Source organism: Winogradskyella sp., from assembly GCF_028289625.1.
GTDB lineage: Bacteria > Bacteroidota > Bacteroidia > Flavobacteriales > Flavobacteriaceae > Winogradskyella.
In genome coordinates this window covers 1-15304 of record NZ_JANQOM010000032.1, presented here as the reverse complement: position 1 = coordinate 15304, position 15304 = coordinate 1, and the positions used below count along the sequence as shown (strand labels likewise).

Annotated in this window: 28 protein-coding genes and 1 pseudogene; all 29 read right to left on the bottom strand. The window is 35.9% G+C overall.

Going from position 1 to position 15304, the window contains the following annotated elements; genetic code table 11:
• Window positions 1-161: 161 nt before the first annotated feature.
• On the bottom strand, window positions 162-1265 hold the full coding sequence (gene carA / locus Q0992_RS06685) for a glutamine-hydrolyzing carbamoyl-phosphate synthase small subunit (RefSeq protein WP_299521559.1): 1104 nt from the start codon (window positions 1263-1265) through the stop codon (window positions 162-164).
• Window positions 1266-1467: 202 nt separating this feature from the next.
• The gene (rplQ, locus tag Q0992_RS06680) at window positions 1468-1950 is read right to left on the bottom strand and encodes a 50S ribosomal protein L17 (RefSeq protein ID WP_299521558.1); all 483 of its coding nucleotides are present in this window, start codon (window positions 1948-1950) and stop codon (window positions 1468-1470) included.
• Window positions 1951-2095: 145 nt separating this feature from the next.
• Window positions 2096-3088: a DNA-directed RNA polymerase subunit alpha gene (locus Q0992_RS06675; protein WP_111685475.1), complete on the bottom strand. Its 993-nt coding sequence runs from the start codon at window positions 3086-3088 to the stop codon at window positions 2096-2098.
• 97 nt (window positions 3089-3185) lie between these two features.
• Window positions 3186-3791, bottom strand: coding sequence for a 30S ribosomal protein S4 (rpsD, locus tag Q0992_RS06670; RefSeq protein ID WP_299521557.1), 606 nt, complete (start codon window positions 3789-3791; stop codon window positions 3186-3188).
• A 185-nt stretch (window positions 3792-3976) separates the two neighbouring features.
• The gene (gene rpsK, locus Q0992_RS06665; RefSeq protein WP_299521556.1) at window positions 3977-4360 is read right to left on the bottom strand and encodes a 30S ribosomal protein S11; all 384 of its coding nucleotides are present in this window, start codon (window positions 4358-4360) and stop codon (window positions 3977-3979) included.
• A gap of 103 nt (window positions 4361-4463) precedes the next feature.
• The gene (rpsM, locus tag Q0992_RS06660; RefSeq protein WP_299521555.1) at window positions 4464-4838 is read right to left on the bottom strand and encodes a 30S ribosomal protein S13; all 375 of its coding nucleotides are present in this window, start codon (window positions 4836-4838) and stop codon (window positions 4464-4466) included.
• A gap of 100 nt (window positions 4839-4938) precedes the next feature.
• Complete coding sequence (gene ykgO / locus Q0992_RS06655) at window positions 4939-5055, bottom strand: type B 50S ribosomal protein L36 (RefSeq protein WP_008269159.1); 117 nt, start codon at window positions 5053-5055, stop codon at window positions 4939-4941.
• Between the two features lie 85 nt (window positions 5056-5140).
• Window positions 5141-5356: a translation initiation factor IF-1 gene (infA, locus tag Q0992_RS06650; RefSeq protein WP_007094967.1), complete on the bottom strand. Its 216-nt coding sequence runs from the start codon at window positions 5354-5356 to the stop codon at window positions 5141-5143.
• Between the two features lie 82 nt (window positions 5357-5438).
• A complete protein-coding gene (gene secY / locus Q0992_RS06645) occupies window positions 5439-6803 on the bottom strand; it encodes a preprotein translocase subunit SecY (protein ID WP_299521554.1) in 1365 nt (454 codons plus the stop codon).
• Between the two features lie 12 nt (window positions 6804-6815).
• Window positions 6816-7268: a 50S ribosomal protein L15 gene (gene rplO, locus Q0992_RS06640; RefSeq protein WP_299521553.1), complete on the bottom strand. Its 453-nt coding sequence runs from the start codon at window positions 7266-7268 to the stop codon at window positions 6816-6818.
• Between the two features lie 16 nt (window positions 7269-7284).
• Window positions 7285-7464, bottom strand: a complete 180-nt coding sequence (gene rpmD / locus Q0992_RS06635; protein WP_111685480.1) for a 50S ribosomal protein L30 — start codon at window positions 7462-7464, stop codon at window positions 7285-7287.
• 11 nt (window positions 7465-7475) lie between these two features.
• Window positions 7476-8000 carry a 30S ribosomal protein S5 gene (rpsE, locus tag Q0992_RS06630; RefSeq protein WP_299521552.1) on the bottom strand — a complete coding sequence of 175 codons (525 nt, stop codon included), beginning with the start codon at window positions 7998-8000 and terminating at the stop codon, window positions 7476-7478.
• Between the two features lie 6 nt (window positions 8001-8006).
• A complete protein-coding gene (gene rplR, locus Q0992_RS06625; protein WP_299521551.1) occupies window positions 8007-8363 on the bottom strand; it encodes a 50S ribosomal protein L18 in 357 nt (118 codons plus the stop codon).
• Between the two features lie 89 nt (window positions 8364-8452).
• Window positions 8453-8995, bottom strand: a complete 543-nt coding sequence (rplF, locus tag Q0992_RS06620; protein ID WP_299521550.1) for a 50S ribosomal protein L6 — start codon at window positions 8993-8995, stop codon at window positions 8453-8455.
• Between the two features lie 11 nt (window positions 8996-9006).
• The gene (rpsH, locus tag Q0992_RS06615) at window positions 9007-9405 is read right to left on the bottom strand and encodes a 30S ribosomal protein S8 (RefSeq protein WP_299521549.1); all 399 of its coding nucleotides are present in this window, start codon (window positions 9403-9405) and stop codon (window positions 9007-9009) included.
• 103 nt (window positions 9406-9508) lie between these two features.
• Window positions 9509-9778 (bottom strand): 30S ribosomal protein S14, encoded by a 270-nt coding sequence (rpsN, locus tag Q0992_RS06610; RefSeq protein ID WP_299361157.1) that lies wholly within the window; start codon window positions 9776-9778, stop codon window positions 9509-9511.
• 2 nt (window positions 9779-9780) lie between these two features.
• Window positions 9781-10332: a 50S ribosomal protein L5 gene (gene rplE, locus Q0992_RS06605; protein ID WP_299521548.1), complete on the bottom strand. Its 552-nt coding sequence runs from the start codon at window positions 10330-10332 to the stop codon at window positions 9781-9783.
• Between the two features lie 2 nt (window positions 10333-10334).
• Window positions 10335-10646, bottom strand: coding sequence for a 50S ribosomal protein L24 (gene rplX, locus Q0992_RS06600; RefSeq protein ID WP_299521547.1), 312 nt, complete (start codon window positions 10644-10646; stop codon window positions 10335-10337).
• Window positions 10647-10658: 12 nt separating this feature from the next.
• Window positions 10659-11027, bottom strand: coding sequence for a 50S ribosomal protein L14 (gene rplN, locus Q0992_RS06595; protein ID WP_208154601.1), 369 nt, complete (start codon window positions 11025-11027; stop codon window positions 10659-10661).
• 2 nt (window positions 11028-11029) lie between these two features.
• Complete coding sequence (gene rpsQ / locus Q0992_RS06590) at window positions 11030-11287, bottom strand: 30S ribosomal protein S17 (RefSeq protein WP_111685488.1); 258 nt, start codon at window positions 11285-11287, stop codon at window positions 11030-11032.
• 17 nt (window positions 11288-11304) lie between these two features.
• Complete coding sequence (rpmC, locus tag Q0992_RS06585; protein ID WP_299361176.1) at window positions 11305-11496, bottom strand: 50S ribosomal protein L29; 192 nt, start codon at window positions 11494-11496, stop codon at window positions 11305-11307.
• An 11-nt stretch (window positions 11497-11507) separates the two neighbouring features.
• Window positions 11508-11927 carry a 50S ribosomal protein L16 gene (gene rplP, locus Q0992_RS06580; protein ID WP_299361178.1) on the bottom strand — a complete coding sequence of 140 codons (420 nt, stop codon included), beginning with the start codon at window positions 11925-11927 and terminating at the stop codon, window positions 11508-11510.
• Window positions 11928-11947: 20 nt separating this feature from the next.
• Window positions 11948-12661 carry a 30S ribosomal protein S3 gene (gene rpsC, locus Q0992_RS06575; RefSeq protein ID WP_076620335.1) on the bottom strand — a complete coding sequence of 238 codons (714 nt, stop codon included), beginning with the start codon at window positions 12659-12661 and terminating at the stop codon, window positions 11948-11950.
• Window positions 12662-12670: 9 nt separating this feature from the next.
• Window positions 12671-13078, bottom strand: a complete 408-nt coding sequence (rplV, locus tag Q0992_RS06570) for a 50S ribosomal protein L22 (RefSeq protein ID WP_299521546.1) — start codon at window positions 13076-13078, stop codon at window positions 12671-12673.
• 5 nt (window positions 13079-13083) lie between these two features.
• Window positions 13084-13362 carry a 30S ribosomal protein S19 gene (gene rpsS / locus Q0992_RS06565; RefSeq protein ID WP_111685493.1) on the bottom strand — a complete coding sequence of 93 codons (279 nt, stop codon included), beginning with the start codon at window positions 13360-13362 and terminating at the stop codon, window positions 13084-13086.
• Window positions 13363-13372: 10 nt separating this feature from the next.
• Window positions 13373-14200: a 50S ribosomal protein L2 gene (gene rplB / locus Q0992_RS06560; RefSeq protein WP_299521545.1), complete on the bottom strand. Its 828-nt coding sequence runs from the start codon at window positions 14198-14200 to the stop codon at window positions 13373-13375.
• 5 nt (window positions 14201-14205) lie between these two features.
• Entirely contained in the window at window positions 14206-14496 is a 291-nt protein-coding gene (gene rplW, locus Q0992_RS06555; protein ID WP_111685495.1) for a 50S ribosomal protein L23, read from the bottom strand.
• A gap of 7 nt (window positions 14497-14503) precedes the next feature.
• Window positions 14504-15133: a 50S ribosomal protein L4 gene (rplD, locus tag Q0992_RS06550; RefSeq protein WP_299521544.1), complete on the bottom strand. Its 630-nt coding sequence runs from the start codon at window positions 15131-15133 to the stop codon at window positions 14504-14506.
• A pseudogene (locus Q0992_RS06545) lies at window positions 15133-15304 on the bottom strand (50S ribosomal protein L3); the annotation flags it as partial. The gene rplD and the pseudogene Q0992_RS06545, both read right to left, overlap by 1 nt.

Below are 15304 nucleotides of genomic sequence, written 5' to 3'. Positions count from 1 at the left end.
CCAACAGCTATCGGGACAGTATGACTTACTTTTGCAAGTCAAAATTACGAAAATATGTACCGCAAAACAGAACAAAAATCATAATTGCGATTAATATTTACGATAATGTTTTCGAAACTAAAAAAACGCAACGAAATTTAAATTTTGTTGCGTTTCTTCCATTAAGCGTTTTTAATATTTTCTATAAATTGATCAAACAAATATATAGAATCATTTGGTCCAGGACTCGCCTCGGGATGGTACTGCACCGAGAAGCAGTTTTTATCTTTAATCTTAATACCAGCTACCGTATTATCATTAAGATGCACGTGCGTAATCTCAACATTAGCATTAGCTTCAGTCTCTTCTCTGTTAATCGCAAAACCATGATTTTGAGAGGTTATTTCACCTTTACCAGTAATTAAGTTTTTGACTGGGTGGTTGATTCCTCTATGACCGTTATGCATTTTATAGGTTGAAATTCCATTGGCTAATGCAATCACTTGATGTCCTAAGCAAATTCCAAATAACGGTTTGTTTCTAGAAATAATTTCTTTAGCTACAGCTTGTGCTTCAACTAATGGTTCTGGATCACCAGGTCCATTAGAAATAAAATAACCATCAGGATTAAAAGCTTCTAAATCTTCAAACTTGGAATTGTGCGGAAATACTTTTACATAGGCATCTCTTGTTGCTAAGTTTTCAAGGATATTCTTTTTAATACCTATATCTAATGCAGAAATCTTATAGGTAGCATTCTCATTCCCATAGTAATAAGGCGCTTTGGTTGAAACTTTAGATGCTAATTCTAAACCTTCCATGTTTGGTTGCTCAGCCAATTGCTTTTTTAATCCTTCAATATTATCAACTTCTGTTGAAATTACCGCATTCATAGCGCCATGATCTCTGATGTAGCTCACTAGTGCTCGTGTATCTACATCTGCTATTGCTAATGTATTATGCTTCTCAAAATAATCTTCCAAAGAAGCATCTCCGGCAGGTCTTGAATACTCAAAACTAAAATTTTTACAAATTAATCCAGCTATTTTTACAGTATCCGATTGGTTCTCGTCTTCTTTAGTACCATAATTGCCTATATGCGCATTGGTAGTTACCATTAACTGTCCATAATACGAAGGATCTGTGAAAATTTCCTGATAACCTGTTGTTCCAGTATTAAAGCATACTTCACCAAATGCTGTACCTTCTTTACCAATAGATTTACCATAAAAAATGGTGCCGTCAGCTAATAAAATAAGTGCCTTCTTTCTTTGTTTGTATTTCATTTCTGTAGTCCTATGTTAAATGAGTTTGTGGGATTTAGCTTTGCTTAACCTTTGGTTTTTCGTCGTTCGTTCCTCACTCACTTCGACTTTGCTCAGTAAAGGCTATGCGAAATGACATTAAAGATTAAACTTTGCAAAAATCCATAAAAAAAAGGATAACCTAAAATAGATTACCCTTTATATATCAAATGCTTATTAACATTTATTCTTCTTCGTTAGTCGCTTTAGTTTCTACTGGTGGAACAGCAGTAGCAGCTTTCTTGCCACCTCCTCTTCTGCTTCTACGCGTTGATTTCTTAGCAGCAGGTTTACCAGCATTGTAAAGCTCATTGTAATCCACTAACTCAATCATTGACATATCTGCGTTATCACCTAAACGGTTTCCTAACTTAATAATACGTGTGTAACCGCCTGGACGATCGCCTACTTTTGCAGCAATATCTCTAAACAACTCCGTAACAGCTTCTTTTTGTCTTAATCTAGACATAACGATCCTTCTGTTGTGTGTTGTGTCTTCCTTGGATTTTGTGATCAAAGGCTCCACAAACTGCTTTAAAGCTTTTGCCTTAGCGGTCGTAGTGTTAATACGCTTGTGTTCTATTAAAGAACATGCCATATTAGCTAACATTGCTTTTCTATGTGCCGACTTTCTACCTAGATGGTTGAATTTTTTTCCGTGTCTCATGACTTTTGTTTTATCATCTTGCTACCAAATCCAGAGAGTAAAAGCTCTGGAGAGCAAAATATGATTAATTATTAATTGTTCCTATTTGAATGAGATTCCTGCTGCACTTCGACTGCGCTCAGTGTGACACAGGAATGACAAACATTTAGTCTTTATCTAATTTATATTTGCTTAAATCCATTCCGAAATTAAGCCCCTTAACGTTTACTAGCTCTTCTAGTTCGGTTAAAGACTTCTTACCAAAATTTCTGAATTTCATTAAGTCGTTTTTATTGAATGATACTAAATCACCTAAAGTATCAACTTCTGCTGCTTTTAGACAGTTTAAAGCACGTACAGAAAGATCCATGTCAACTAATTTAGTCTTCAATAATTGTCTCATGTGAAGTGATTCTTCATCATAAGTTTCTGTCTGTGCAATTTCATCCGCTTCAAGGGTAATACGCTCATCAGAGAATAACATGAAGTGGTGAATTAATATTTTAGCAGCTTCTGTTAAAGCATCCTTAGGATGAATAGATCCATCCGTTTGAATTTCGAAAACTAATTTTTCATAATCCGTTTTTTGCTCAACACGGAAGTTTTCGATACTATACTTAACATTTTTTATTGGCGTGTAAATAGAGTCCGTAAAAATAGTTCCTATTGGTGCAGAAGCTTTTTTGTTTTCTTCGGCAGGAACATAACCTCTTCCCTTCTCTATAGTCAACTCCATATTGATGTTTACTTTAGGATCTAGGTTACAGATAACTAAATCTGTATTTAACACTTGGAAACCCGAAATAAACTTTTGAAAATCACCAGCAGTGATTTGGTCTTGCCCTGAAATTGAAATGGTAACGGTTTCGTTATCAACTTCATCGATCTGACGCTTAAAGTTAACCTGCTTTAAGTTCAAAATCATTTCAGTAACATCTTCAACTACACCAGAAATTGTAGAAAACTCGTGATCTACACCTTCTATTCTCACTGATGTAATTGCAAAACCTTCTAAAGATGATAATAATACTCTACGTAAAGCATTACCAACTGTTAATCCGTATCCTGGTTCTAAAGGTCTGAATTCAAACTTACCTTCAAAATCAGTTGAAGAGATCATGATTACTTTGTCAGGCTTCTGAAAATTTAATATTGCCATTTTTTGTTCTTCGTTTTAATTGCTATTTAGTTGCGCGGTCTATGAGTTTGAAGAAGACCAATAAACCCTTTGGCTAAATCCCAATATGATTAATTTATTATTTAGAATAAAGTTCAACGATAAATTGCTCGTTGATTTGCTCAGGAATCTGAATTCTCGCAGGAACAGACACATATGTTCCTTCCATAGTATCGTTATTCCAGGTAATCCATTCGTAAACATTGCTAGAGTTAGTTAATGCGTTTTGAATAGTCTCTAAAGACTTAGACTTTTCTCTAACTCCAACAACATCACCAGCTTTTAATTGGTAAGAAGGAATATTTACCTTTTCACCATTAACTGTAATATGTCTGTGAGATACCAATTGTCTTGCACCACTTCTTGTAGGAGCGATACCCATTCTGAAAACAACGTTATCTAAACGCGATTCACATAATTGTAACAATACCTCACCTGTAATACCTTGAGCTGCAGTTGCTCTCTTAAACATGTTTCTGAATTGACGTTCTAAAATACCATAGGTGTATTTTGCTTTCTGCTTTTCTGCTAATTGAATAGCGTATTCAGATTTTTTACCACGTCTTCTGTTATTTCCATGTTGACCTGGAGGGTAATTTCTTTTTTCGAAGGCTTTGTCGTCTCCGAAGATAGGTTGCCCAAACTTACGAGCGATTTTTGTTTTAGGACCAGTATATCTTGCCATTTTAATTAAATTATGAGAGCGATTCTAAAATTAAGGTCTTAAGCTTATCCTTCTACAATCGTAAGTCTCTCGTTGATACTTATTTATTTCAAATTTTTCAGTTTGCAAATTTACGCAAAATAAACTAATCTCAACACCTATTGTTGAGATTAGTTTATCTTAATAGAACCTGAAACTAGTTCAGGTTAAACACGACGTCTTTTTGGTGGACGACAACCATTATGTGGCATTGGAGTAACATCAATGATTTCTGATACTTCGATACCTGCATTATGTATAGATCTGATAGCAGATTCTCTACCGTTACCAGGACCTTTTACATAAACCTTTACTTTCTTTAGACCAGCTTCTTTTGCAGTTTCTGCTGCATCTTCTGCTGCTAACTGTGCCGCATAAGGAGTATTCTTTTTAGAACCTCTGAAGCCCATTTTTCCAGCTGATGACCAAGAGATAACATCACCCTTTTTATTTGTTAAAGAAATGATGATGTTATTGAATGAAGCTGTAATGTGTGCCTCACCTGTTGCATCAACTATTACTTTACGTTTTTTTGTGCTTGACTTTGCCATATGTTTTAGTTTCTAGTGTTAGCTTTTAGTTGTTAGAATCCTAAACATTTCTATTTCGAGCAGATTCATCTAACTACTAATTACTAATGACTACTGTCTGTTATTATTTAGTTACTTTTTTCTTGTTAGCAACTGTTTTTCTTCTACCTTTTCTTGTTCGGGAGTTATTCTTAGTACGTTGTCCACGTAATGGAAGACCAGCTCTATGACGAATACCTCTGTAACATCCAATGTCCATTAAACGCTTAATGTTCAATTGGGTTTCAGAACGTAACTCACCTTCGATTTTGTAAGATCCAACGGCTTCACGGATAGCTCCGATTTGGTCGTCAGTCCAATCTTGTACTTTTGTGCCTTCGTCAACTTTAGCTGTGTCTAAAATTTCTTTAGCTCTACTTCTACCTATTCCATAGATATAAGTTAAGGACACTACTCCTCTTTTTTGTTTTGGTATGTCTACACCTGCAATTCTTGCCATATAATTTAGTTTTTAGCTGTTAGTTTTTAGTTGTTAGAATCCTAAACATTTCTATTTCGAGCAGATTCATCTAACTACTAATTACTAATGACTTTTTCTTTTATCCTTGTCTTTGTTTGAATCTAGGATTCTTTTTATTAATAACGTAAAGTCTTCCTTTACGACGTACCAATTTGCAATCGGCACTTCTTTTTTTAACTGATGCTCTTACTTTCATCTTTTTTTAGTTTAAAATTCATAATTCAGTATTCAAAATTCAAGGTCAAAAAACTTTGAATTTTAAACTTTGAACTTTGAACTTCTTAGTATCTATAAGTTATACGAGCCTTCGTTAAATCGTAAGGACTCATTTCTAATTTTACTTTATCCCCTGGTAAAAGTTTAATGTAATGCATACGCATTTTACCAGATATGTGTGCAGTCACGATGTGACCATTTTCTAATTCCACACGAAACATTGCATTTGATAATGCTTCAATGATAGTTCCGTCTTGTTCTATTGCCGCTTGCTTTGCCATAAATTATTTTTAGTGTTCAATTCTCATTTAACAAATACCTTGCCTAAAATTTAGCATTGAACTTTCCAAATTGGTTTTATAATTATGTGGTAACAGATTTTCTGTTTTTACCTGTTTTCATCAAGCCATCATAATGCTTATTCAATAAATAAGAATTAATCTGTTGCATGGTATCAATAGCCACACCCACCATAATTAATAGTGATGTGCCACCAAAGAATAATGCCCAACCTTGTTGTACTCCTACTAATTGATACACAAAAGCCGGAAATACTGCTACTAATGCCAAGAAAATAGATCCTGGCAATGTAATTTGAGACATTATCTTATCTAGATATTCTGCTGTTTCTGTACCTGGTCTTATGCCTGGAATAAATCCGCCACTACGCTTTAAATCATCTGCCATTTTATTTGTTGGTACAGTAATTGCCGTATAGAAGTATGTAAATACTATAATTAACAATCCGAATACCAAGTTGTACCAGAATCCGAAAATATCTTGAAAATTAGCTTGCATCCATTGACCTACTCCACTCTCTGGCCCAAATAATCTACCAATATAAGCAGGTGCGAACATAATTGCCTGTGCAAATATAATTGGCATTACACCAGAAGCATTCAGCTTTAATGGTAGGAACTGACGTGATCCAAATACATTTTTCTCATAACCTCCAGAAGCTGTTCTTCTTGCATATTGAACAGCAATTTTGCGCACTGCCATCACTAAGAATACTGATGCCAAAATGATTAAGAACCATATCACCAACTCGATTAAGATCATCATAAATCCTCCGTTTCCACCTTCTAATCTAGAGAACATATTTTGAGCGAATGATTGCGGCATAGTCGCAATGATACCGACCATAATCAATAATGAGATACCATTACCAATTCCTTTATCCGTAATCTTTTCACCTAGCCACATCGCAAATACACAGCCTGTTACCAATATAATTACTGACGAAAAGTAGAACACACCTTCAGAGAAACCTGGAATTAACATTTGGCTGATTGAGTTCAGACCTGATAAAGAAGGAATTGTTCCTAAGTATGCAGGTGCTTGTACCAAACAAATACCAATTGTTAACCAACGTGTTATCTGAGTAATTTTCTTTTGACCACTAGCGCCTTCTTTCTGAAGCTTTTGTAAATAAGGAATCGCAATACCCATTAACTGAACCACAATAGATGCAGAGATGTAAGGCATAATACCCAATGCAAATACTGATGCGTTAGAGAAACCACCACCTGTAAAGGCATTTATTAACCATAATAATCCACCTTGTGCTGCTGAATCTTGTAATTCCGCTAATTTAGGAAAATCAACACCTGGCAATACTACTTGAGCACCAAAACGATATACTAATAATAACCCTAAGGTTAATAGAATTCTATCCTTAAGCTCAGTGATTTTCCAGACGTTCTTTAATGTTTCTATTATCTTCATCCTTATTCTTTCTTATAAAGTTACAGCTTCACCACCAGCAGCTTCAATAGCAGCTTTTGCCGTAGCAGTAAATTTATGAGCAGTTACTGTTAATTTTGTTTTTAATTCACCTCTACCTAGAATTTTAACTAGATCATTCTTTCCAGCTTTTCCTAATGATACAAGTGTTTCAAAATCTACAGTATCTTTAATCTTCTTTTCGTCTACCAACTCTTGTAAAGTATCCAAGTTAACACCTTGATACTCCACACGGTTAATATTCTTAAATCCGTATTTAGGCACACGTCTTTGCAAAGGCATTTGTCCTCCTTCAAATCCTAACTTCTTAGAATAACCTGAGCGCGACTTCGCACCTTTATGTCCTCTACGAGCAGTACCGCCTTTTCCAGATCCTTGACCACGACCTACACGCTTACCTTGATTTTTTACTGAACCTTCTGCAGGTTTTAAATTACTTAAATCCATTTTTAAGTGTATATTTTTAAGCTTCTTCTACAGAAACTAAATGTTCAACTTTCTTCACCATACCAAGGATACTTGGCGTGGCATCGTGCTCTACTACTTGACCGATTCTTTTTAATCCTAAAGCTTCTAATGTAAGCTTTTGTCTTTTGGTACGATTGATTGCACTCTTTACTTTAGTTACTTTAATCTTTGCCATCTTGTCCTAGATTATCCTTTAAATACTTTTTCAAGTGAAATTCCACGCTCTCTTGCTACTGCCTTAGCATCTCTTAGCTGTAATAAAGCATCAAATGTCGCTTTTACTACGTTATGAGGGTTAGAAGATCCTTGAGACTTTGATAATACATCATGTACACCAACAGCTTCAAGTACTGTTCTTACAGCTCCACCTGCAATAACTCCTGTACCAGGTGCAGCTGGAATAATATTTACTCTAGCACCTCCATACTTACCTTTTTGCTCGTGTGGTAATGTACCTTTCACAATAGGAATTCTCACTAAGTTTTTCTTAGCATCTTCTACAGCCTTAGCAATTGCAGTAGCAACATCTTTAGATTTTCCTAATCCATGTCCTACTACTCCTGCTTCATCACCTACAACAACTATAGCTGAAAAACCAAATGCTCTACCACCTTTTGTTACTTTAGTTACACGCTGTACACCAACTAGGCGATCTTTTAATTCTAATCCACCTGGTTTTACTAATTCTGCGTTTTTATATTTTTGATACATAATGTCTTAAAATTTTAATCCGGCTTCTCTAGCACCTTCTGCTAATGATTTTACTCTTCCGTGATATAAGTAACCACCTCTATCAAAGGAAATAGTTTCAACACCAGCCTTAATAGCTTTTTCCGCAACAGCTTTACCTACTAAAGCAGCAACTTCGGTCTTGTTTCCTTTAGCTTTCGCTATGTCTTTGTCTCTTGAAGATGCAGCAGCAATGGTCTCACCAGTTACATCATTCACAACTTGAGCATAAATTTCTTTATTGCTTCTAAAAACAGATAATCTTGGTCTTACTTCAGTACCAGATACTACTTTACGTATTCTGTTTTTTATTCTTGTTCTTCTTTCGTTCTTTGTCAATGCCATATCGATTTACGATTTTTGATTAACGATTTTTGATTTTTTCTTTTACAAGTTTTACTTCGTAATTCTAAAATCTACAATCGTAAATCCTGTTATGCTGATTTACCTGCTTTTCTTCTAATTTCTTCACCAACAAACTTGATACCTTTTCCTTTGTAAGGCTCTGGCTTACGGAAGCTACGGATTTTAGCGGCTACTTGGCCAACTAATTGTTTATCATGTGACGTTAATTTAACGATCGGGTTCTTACCTTTCTCTGAAATTGTTTCTACCTTCACCTCTGGTGCTATTGACATAACAATATTATGAGAGAAGCCTATCGCTAAATCTAATTTCTGCCCTTGATTTGAAGCTCTGTATCCAACACCTACTAATTCTAACTCTTTAGTAAATCCTTGTGATACTCCTTCAATCATGTTAGCAATTAATGCGCGGTACAAGCCGTGCTTTGCTCTGTGATCTTTCTTCTCAGATGGACGCGTTAGTGTAATTGTACCGTCCTCAAATTTTATTTCAATATCTGAATACTCTTGAGTTAATTCACCTAACTTACCTTTAGTGGTAATGACGTTGTCCTTAATCTCTACAGTTACACCTTCAGGAACTGTAATTGGGTTTTTACCTATTCTTGACATAATTTCCTGTTTTAGTAAACGTAACACAGTACTTCGCCGCCAACATTTTCTCTTTGCGCTTGCTTACCTGTCATTACGCCATGAGAGGTTGAAACAATAGCAATACCAAGACCATTTAATACTCTCGGCATTTCGTTAGCGCCAGCATACTTACGTAAACCTGGTTTACTGATTCTTTGAATTTTTTTAATGACAGACTCTTTAGTATCCTTGTTGTACTTTAAAGCAATCTTTATAGTACCCTGAACTGTAGAATCGTCAAACTTATAACTTAAAATATAGCCCTGATCGAACAATATTTTAGTTATCTCCTTTTTTAAGTTAGAAGCAGGAATCTCCACAACTCTGTGGTTAGCTTTTACTGCATTTCTAACTCGCGTTAAATAATCCGCTATTGGATCTGTGTACATAGTTTTTAGTTTAGGGAATTGGTTTTCGATGTTTTCGAACCTAAATCCCGATTATACAATAGTTATATTGATAATTGTACAGAAGCTAATTCGCTTCACAATTTTACCAACTTGCTTTTTTTACTCCAGGAATCAACCCTTTATTAGCCATTTCTCTAAACGTTACACGAGAGATACCAAATTGTCTCATATAACCTTTTGGTCTTCCTGTAAGTTTACAACGGTTATGCTTACGTATTGGTGATGCATTCTTTGGCAGCTTTTGCAATGCTTCATAATCACCAGCTTCCTTTAAAGCTTTTCTTTTCTCAGCATATTTAGCAACCGTTTTAGCACGCTTCACCTCACGAGCTTTCATTGATTCTTTAGCCATAATTAATTCTTTTTAAATGGTAATCCTAGTTCTGTTAATAAGGACTTCGCTTCTTTATCTGTTTCAGCAGAAGTCACAAATGTGATATCCATCCCTGAGATTTTGTTGATCTTATCAATATCAATCTCTGGGAAAATGATTTGTTCTGTTACACCTAAGTTGTAATTTCCACGGCCATCAAAACCAGTAGCTCTGATTCCGTTAAAATCCCTTACTCGTGGTAAAGCGGTAGTTACTAAACGATCTAAGAACTCATACATTTGCTCTCCTCGTAAAGTAACTTTTGCACCAATTGGCATGCCTTTACGTAACTTAAATGAAGCAACATCTTTCTTAGAAATCGTAGCAACTGCTTTTTGTCCAGATATTTTTGTTAACTCATCAACAGCATGGTCAATTAACTTCTTATCTGCTACCGCTGCGCCAACACCTCTAGAAATTACAATCTTTTCTAGCTTAGGTACTTGCATCACATTCTTATATCCAAATTCTTCTGTAAGAGCAGGAATAACTTTGTCCTTATACTCTTGTTTTAATCTTGCAACGTAAGCCATAATTAAATTACTTCATTAGATTTTTTGGAAAATCTCACTTTGTTATCGCCATCCATTCTATAACCCACTCTTGTAGTTTCTCCTTTACTTGTTAATAAAGACAAGTTAGAAATATGAATAGATGCTTCTTTCTCAACAATACCACCTTGAGGATTCTGTGCACTAGGTTTCGTATGTTTCTTAACCATATTAACACCTTCCACAATGGCTTTGTTCTTATCTTTAAATACTTTAAGTACTTTACCTTCTGATCCTTTATGGTCTCCAGCAATGACTTGTACCGTATCTCCTGATTTTATTTTAAGCTTTGTCATCTTACTTATCAATTAAAGCACTTCTGGTGCTAATGATACAATTTTCATGAATTGTTTATCACGAAGTTCTCTAGCTACAGGACCAAAGACACGTGTACCTCTCATTTCTCCTTGTGGATTTAAGAGTACACATGCGTTATCGTCAAATCTAATGTAAGAGCCATCTGGTCGTCTTACCTCTTTTGCTGTGCGTACAACAACTGCAGTTGAAACAGCCCCTTTTTTGATACTTCCGTTTGGAGTTGCATCTTTAACAGACACTACAATCTTGTCTCCTAAAGAAGCATATCGCTTCTTTGTTCCACCAAGCACACGGATTGTTAATACTTCCTTTGCACCTGTATTGTCAGCTACTTTTAATCTTGATTCTTGTTGTACCATAATTACTTCGCTCTTTCAATTATTTCTACTAATCTCCAACACTTCGATTTACTTAAAGGTCTTGTTTCCATGATCTTTACGGTATCTCCTTCGTTGCAGTCATTTTTCTCGTCGTGCGCAACATATTTCTTTGTCTTTAACACGAACTTTCCATACATAGGGTGTTTTACTTTCTTCACCTCTGAAACCACAATGGATTTCTCCATTTTGTTACTGGTAACTACTCCTATACGTTCTTTTCTTAAATTTCTTTTTTCCATCTTTCAGCAGAATACAATTATTGTTCGTCTCTTTTAGTTAATTCTGTTGCCAATCTTGCTACAGTACGTCTTACAGTACGCAACTGGATTGGATTTTCTAAAGGAGAAACCGCGTGAGCCATTTTAAGGTCAGCATAACTCTTTTTTGTCTCACTAAGTTTTTCTTGTAACTCAGCTGTAGAAAGCTGTTTAATTTCTGATTGCTTCATAATTCCTTTTATTATGCTTCGTAATCTCTAGCTATGATAAACTTAGTTTTTACAGGAAGTTTTTGTGCTGCTAAACGCAATGCTTCTTGAGCAACGTCTAATGGTACACCACTTACTTCGAATAATATGCGTCCTGGTTTTACAACAGCTGCCCAATACTCCACGGCACCTTTACCTTTACCCATACGTACTTCAAGAGGTTTCTTTGTGATTGGCTTGTCTGGAAATATTTTAATCCATAACGAACCTTCTCTCTTCATGTAACGTGTAGCGGCAATACGTGCGGCTTCTATCTGACGAGACGTTATAAAAGACGAGTCTAATGATTTGATTCCGAAAGTCCCATTTGATAACAAATGTCCTCTTCCAGAATTACCCTTCATACGACCTTTTTGCTGCTTACGAAATTTTGTTCTTTTAGGCTGTAACATTTTTTCTTTTCTTTAAAAAATTACTTTCTACGACGTTGGTTTTTGTTTCCACCACGTCCACCTTTTCCTTTTTGCTTAGAAAGACCTACTAATGGAGACAATTCTCTTTTTCCATAGACTTCGCCTTTCATAATCCACACTTTCACACCTAATCTACCATACGTAGTATGTGCTTCAACAAGAGCATAGTCAATATCAGCTCTAAATGTAGATAGCGGAATACGTCCTTCTTTGTAGTGCTCAGAACGTGCCATTTCAGCACCGTTTAAACGACCACTAATTTGAACTTTGATTCCTTCAGCATTCATACGCATTGCTGCAGCGATAGCCATTTTTATTGCACGTCTGTATGAGATTCTACTTTCAATCTGACGCGCAATACTTGCTGCAACTAAATGTGCATCTAGTTCAGGTCTCTTAATTTCAAAGATGTTCAATTGAACTTCTTTACCAGTAATTTTTTTAAGCTCTTCTTTTAGCTTGTCTACCTCTTGACCACCTTTACCGATAATAATACCAGGTCTAGCAGTAGTGATAGTAACGGTTACAAGTTTAAGCGTACGCTCAATAATTACTCTACTCACACTAGCTTTAGATAAACGCGCATGGATATACTTACGGATTTTATCATCCTCAGCAAGTTTATCTCCATAATCATTTCCGCCATACCAGTTAGATTCCCATCCTCTGATAATACCTAAACGATTTCCGATTGGATTTGTCTTTTGTCCCATACTTCTATCTTAGCTTTGTGTTTTATTTAATGCATCGATAACCACGGTTACGTGATTAGAACGCTTTCTAATTCTATGTGCTCTACCTTGAGGTGCAGGGCGTAAACGCTTTAGCATTGTTCCACCGTCTACTCTAATTTCTTTAATGTAAAGATTGGCTTCCTCAACATCAGCATCTTCGTTTTTAGCTTGCCAGTTAGCAATGGCTGACATGACTAATTTCTCTAAACGACGAGCTGCCTCTTTAGGGCTAAACCTAAGAATCTGAAGCGCTCTCTCGGCCTTTTCACCTCTAACCAAATCCGCAACTAAACGCATCTTTCTTGGAGATGTAGGACAGTTATTTAGCTTGGCAAAAGCAACTTGCTTCTTCTCAGCCTTAATAGCTTCCGCCATTTGTTTTTTACGACTTCCCATGATTCTTATTTTTTACCTTTATTTTTTGCTCCAGCGTGACCACGGAATGATCGCGTTGGTGAAAATTCTCCTAATTTATGACCTACCATATTTTCAGTAATGTATACTGGTACAAATTGACGACCATTATGAACGGCTATTGTCTGACCAACAAAATCTGGAGAAATCATTGATGCTCTAGACCAAGTCTTAATTACTGTCTTTTTGTTCGAAGCTACATTTTCAGCAACTTTCTTTTCTAATTTATAGTGGATATAAGGTCCTTTTTTTAATGAACGTGCCATACTATCTTAATTATTTCTTTCTACGTTCTACAATATACTTGTTACTCGCTTTCGTCTTAGAACGTGTTCTATAACCTTTAGCAGGAATACCGTTTCTAGATCTTGGGTGACCCCCTGAAGATTTACCTTCACCACCACCCATTGGATGATCTACCGGATTCATTACAACTGGTCTTGTACGTGGACGTCTTCCTAACCATCTGCTTCTACCTGCTTTACCAGATACAATTAACTGATGATCTGAATTAGAAATAACACCTATCGTAGCCATACACGCTGCTAATACCATTCTTGTTTCACCTGATGGTAATTTGATAGTTGCAAACTTTCCATCTCTTGCCATTAACTGAGCAAATGCCCCTGCACTACGTGCCATAACAGCACCTTGACCAGGACGTAACTCTATACAAGAAATAATAGTACCCAAAGGTATTTCACTTAATGGCATTGCGTTTCCAATTTCTGGAGCTATGCCTTTCTCACCAGACACAACATTTTGCCCTACTTGTAAACCATTTTGAGCGATGATGTATCTCTTCTCACCATCTTGATAGTTTAATAGTGCTATAAAAGCTGTTCTGTTTGGATCGTACTCAATGGTTTTAACTTCAGCTGGAATACCAGTTTTATTACGTTTAAAATCAATGATACGATACTTCTTCTTATGACCTCCACCAATGTAGCGCATGGTCATTTTTCCTTGACTGTTTCTACCACCAGATCTTTTTTTCGGAGCAAGCAAGCTTTTCTCCGGCTTATCAGTAGTAATGGCGTCAAATCCATTAACTACTCTAAAACGCTGAGCTGATGTGATCGGTTTTAATTTTCTTACTGACATAAGTCTTACATGTTAGCGTATAAATCAATGGTCTCACCTTCCGCCAGTTGTACAATTGCCTTTTTAACAGCATTTGTTTTACCATGTTGAATACCCGTTTTTGTATAACGTGTTCTTCTATCTGGACGGACATTTATAGTACGAACTTTTTCAACAGAAACACCATAAGCAGCTTCTACTGCTTTTTTGATTTCTACCTTGTTCGCCTTTGTGTTCACTTCAAATGCATAGGCATTTAACAACTCACTTTGCATGGTTGCTTTTTCTGTGATAATCGGTTTAATTAAGATACTCATCTGTGTTCTATTTACTTAAATTCGATTCAATTCCTTCTAATGCACCTTCTAACAGAACCAATTTATTAGCGTTCATTATCTTATAAGTGCTTAATTCTGAACTAGTTATAACGTCAGAACCTTTCAAATTGCGCGACGACAAATATACATTATTATTCGTGTCACCCAATACAAACAGAGATTTTTTGTTGTCAATCTCTAATGCCTTCAAAACATCAATAAAATTTTTAGTCTTTGGAGCATCAAAATTGAAATCCTCTAATACCAAAATCGACTTATCGTTTGCTTTGATACTTAATGCAGATTTACGTGCTAATCGCTTTACGTTTTTGTTTAATTTAAAACCGTAATTTCTTGGCCTTGGACCAAACATACGACCACCACCTTTAAATACACCAGACTTAATAGAACCTGCACGCGCAGTACCTGTTCCTTTTTGTTTTTTAATCTTACGTGTACTTCCTGCTATTTCTGCTCTTTCTTTAGCCTTGTGCGTTCCTTGTCTTTGGTTTGCCAAATATTGCTTAACATCCAAATACACCGCATGATTATTAGGCTCAATAGCGAATACGTCTTTAGAAAGCTCAGCTTTTCTACCCGTATCTTTTCCGTTTATATCTAAAACTGCTACTTTCATTATTTCTCAATAATTACATAAGAGTTTTTGTGTCCTGGAACACAGCCTTTAACCACAAGTAAGTTCTTTTCCGGAACTACTTTGTACACTCTTAAATTTTGAACTTTAACTGTTTCACCACCCATTCTTCCGGCCATCTTCATTCCTTTGAATACTCTCGCAGGATAAGAA

Bases quoted from the DNA above. Each gene is read 5' to 3' on its own strand.
- rpmD (WP_111685480.1), bottom strand. From the start codon at position 7,464: ATGGCAAAGATTAAAGTAACTAAAGTAAAGAGTGCAATCAATCGTACC.
- ykgO (WP_008269159.1), bottom strand. From the start codon at position 5,055: ATGAAAGTAAGAGCATCAGTTAAAAAAAGAAGTGCCGATTGCAAATTG.
- rpsK (WP_299521556.1), bottom strand. From the start codon at position 4,360: ATGGCAAAGTCAAGCACAAAAAAACGTAAAGTAATAGTTGATGCAACA.
- Q0992_RS06675 (WP_111685475.1), bottom strand. From the start codon at position 3,088: ATGGCAATATTAAATTTTCAGAAGCCTGACAAAGTAATCATGATCTCT.
- rplB (WP_299521545.1), bottom strand. From the start codon at position 14,200: ATGTCAGTAAGAAAATTAAAACCGATCACATCAGCTCAGCGTTTTAGA.
- rpsD (WP_299521557.1), bottom strand. From the start codon at position 3,791: ATGGCAAGATATACTGGTCCTAAAACAAAAATCGCTCGTAAGTTTGGG.
- rpsH (WP_299521549.1), bottom strand. From the start codon at position 9,405: ATGTACACAGATCCAATAGCGGATTATTTAACGCGAGTTAGAAATGCA.
- rplW (WP_111685495.1), bottom strand. From the start codon at position 14,496: ATGAGTATCTTAATTAAACCGATTATCACAGAAAAAGCAACCATGCAA.
- rplR (WP_299521551.1), bottom strand. From the start codon at position 8,363: ATGGCATTGACAAAGAACGAAAGAAGAACAAGAATAAAAAACAGAATA.
- rpsE (WP_299521552.1), bottom strand. From the start codon at position 8,000: ATGTATCAAAAATATAAAAACGCAGAATTAGTAAAACCAGGTGGATTA.
- carA (WP_299521559.1), bottom strand. From the start codon at position 1,265: ATGAAATACAAACAAAGAAAGAAGGCACTTATTTTATTAGCTGACGGC.
- infA (WP_007094967.1), bottom strand. From the start codon at position 5,356: ATGGCAAAGCAAGCGGCAATAGAACAAGACGGAACTATCATTGAAGCA.
- rpsC (WP_076620335.1), bottom strand. From the start codon at position 12,661: ATGGGACAAAAGACAAATCCAATCGGAAATCGTTTAGGTATTATCAGA.
- rplF (WP_299521550.1), bottom strand. From the start codon at position 8,995: ATGTCAAGAATAGGTAAAAACCCAATTACAGTTCCTGAAGGTGTAACT.
- rpsN (WP_299361157.1), bottom strand. From the start codon at position 9,778: ATGGCTAAAGAATCAATGAAAGCTCGTGAGGTGAAGCGTGCTAAAACG.
- secY (WP_299521554.1), bottom strand. From the start codon at position 6,803: ATGAAGATAATAGAAACATTAAAGAACGTCTGGAAAATCACTGAGCTT.
- rplX (WP_299521547.1), bottom strand. From the start codon at position 10,646: ATGACAAAGCTTAAAATAAAATCAGGAGATACGGTACAAGTCATTGCT.
- rpsM (WP_299521555.1), bottom strand. From the start codon at position 4,838: ATGGCAAGAATTGCAGGTGTAGACATACCAAAACAAAAAAGAGGAGTA.
- rplN (WP_208154601.1), bottom strand. From the start codon at position 11,027: ATGGTACAACAAGAATCAAGATTAAAAGTAGCTGACAATACAGGTGCA.
- rplO (WP_299521553.1), bottom strand. From the start codon at position 7,268: ATGGATTTAAGTAATTTAAAACCTGCAGAAGGTTCAGTAAAAAATCAA.
- rpsQ (WP_111685488.1), bottom strand. From the start codon at position 11,287: ATGGAAAAAAGAAATTTAAGAAAAGAACGTATAGGAGTAGTTACCAGT.
- rpmC (WP_299361176.1), bottom strand. From the start codon at position 11,496: ATGAAGCAATCAGAAATTAAACAGCTTTCTACAGCTGAGTTACAAGAA.
- rpsS (WP_111685493.1), bottom strand. From the start codon at position 13,362: ATGGCACGTTCATTAAAAAAAGGACCTTATATCCACTATAAATTAGAA.
- rplE (WP_299521548.1), bottom strand. From the start codon at position 10,332: ATGGCTTACGTTGCAAGATTAAAACAAGAGTATAAGGACAAAGTTATT.
- rplV (WP_299521546.1), bottom strand. From the start codon at position 13,078: ATGGGAAGTCGTAAAAAACAAATGGCGGAAGCTATTAAGGCTGAGAAG.
- rplP (WP_299361178.1), bottom strand. From the start codon at position 11,927: ATGTTACAGCCTAAAAGAACAAAATTTCGTAAGCAGCAAAAAGGTCGT.
- rplQ (WP_299521558.1), bottom strand. From the start codon at position 1,950: ATGAGACACGGAAAAAAATTCAACCATCTAGGTAGAAAGTCGGCACAT.
- rplD (WP_299521544.1), bottom strand. From the start codon at position 15,133: ATGAAAGTAGCAGTTTTAGATATAAACGGAAAAGATACGGGTAGAAAA.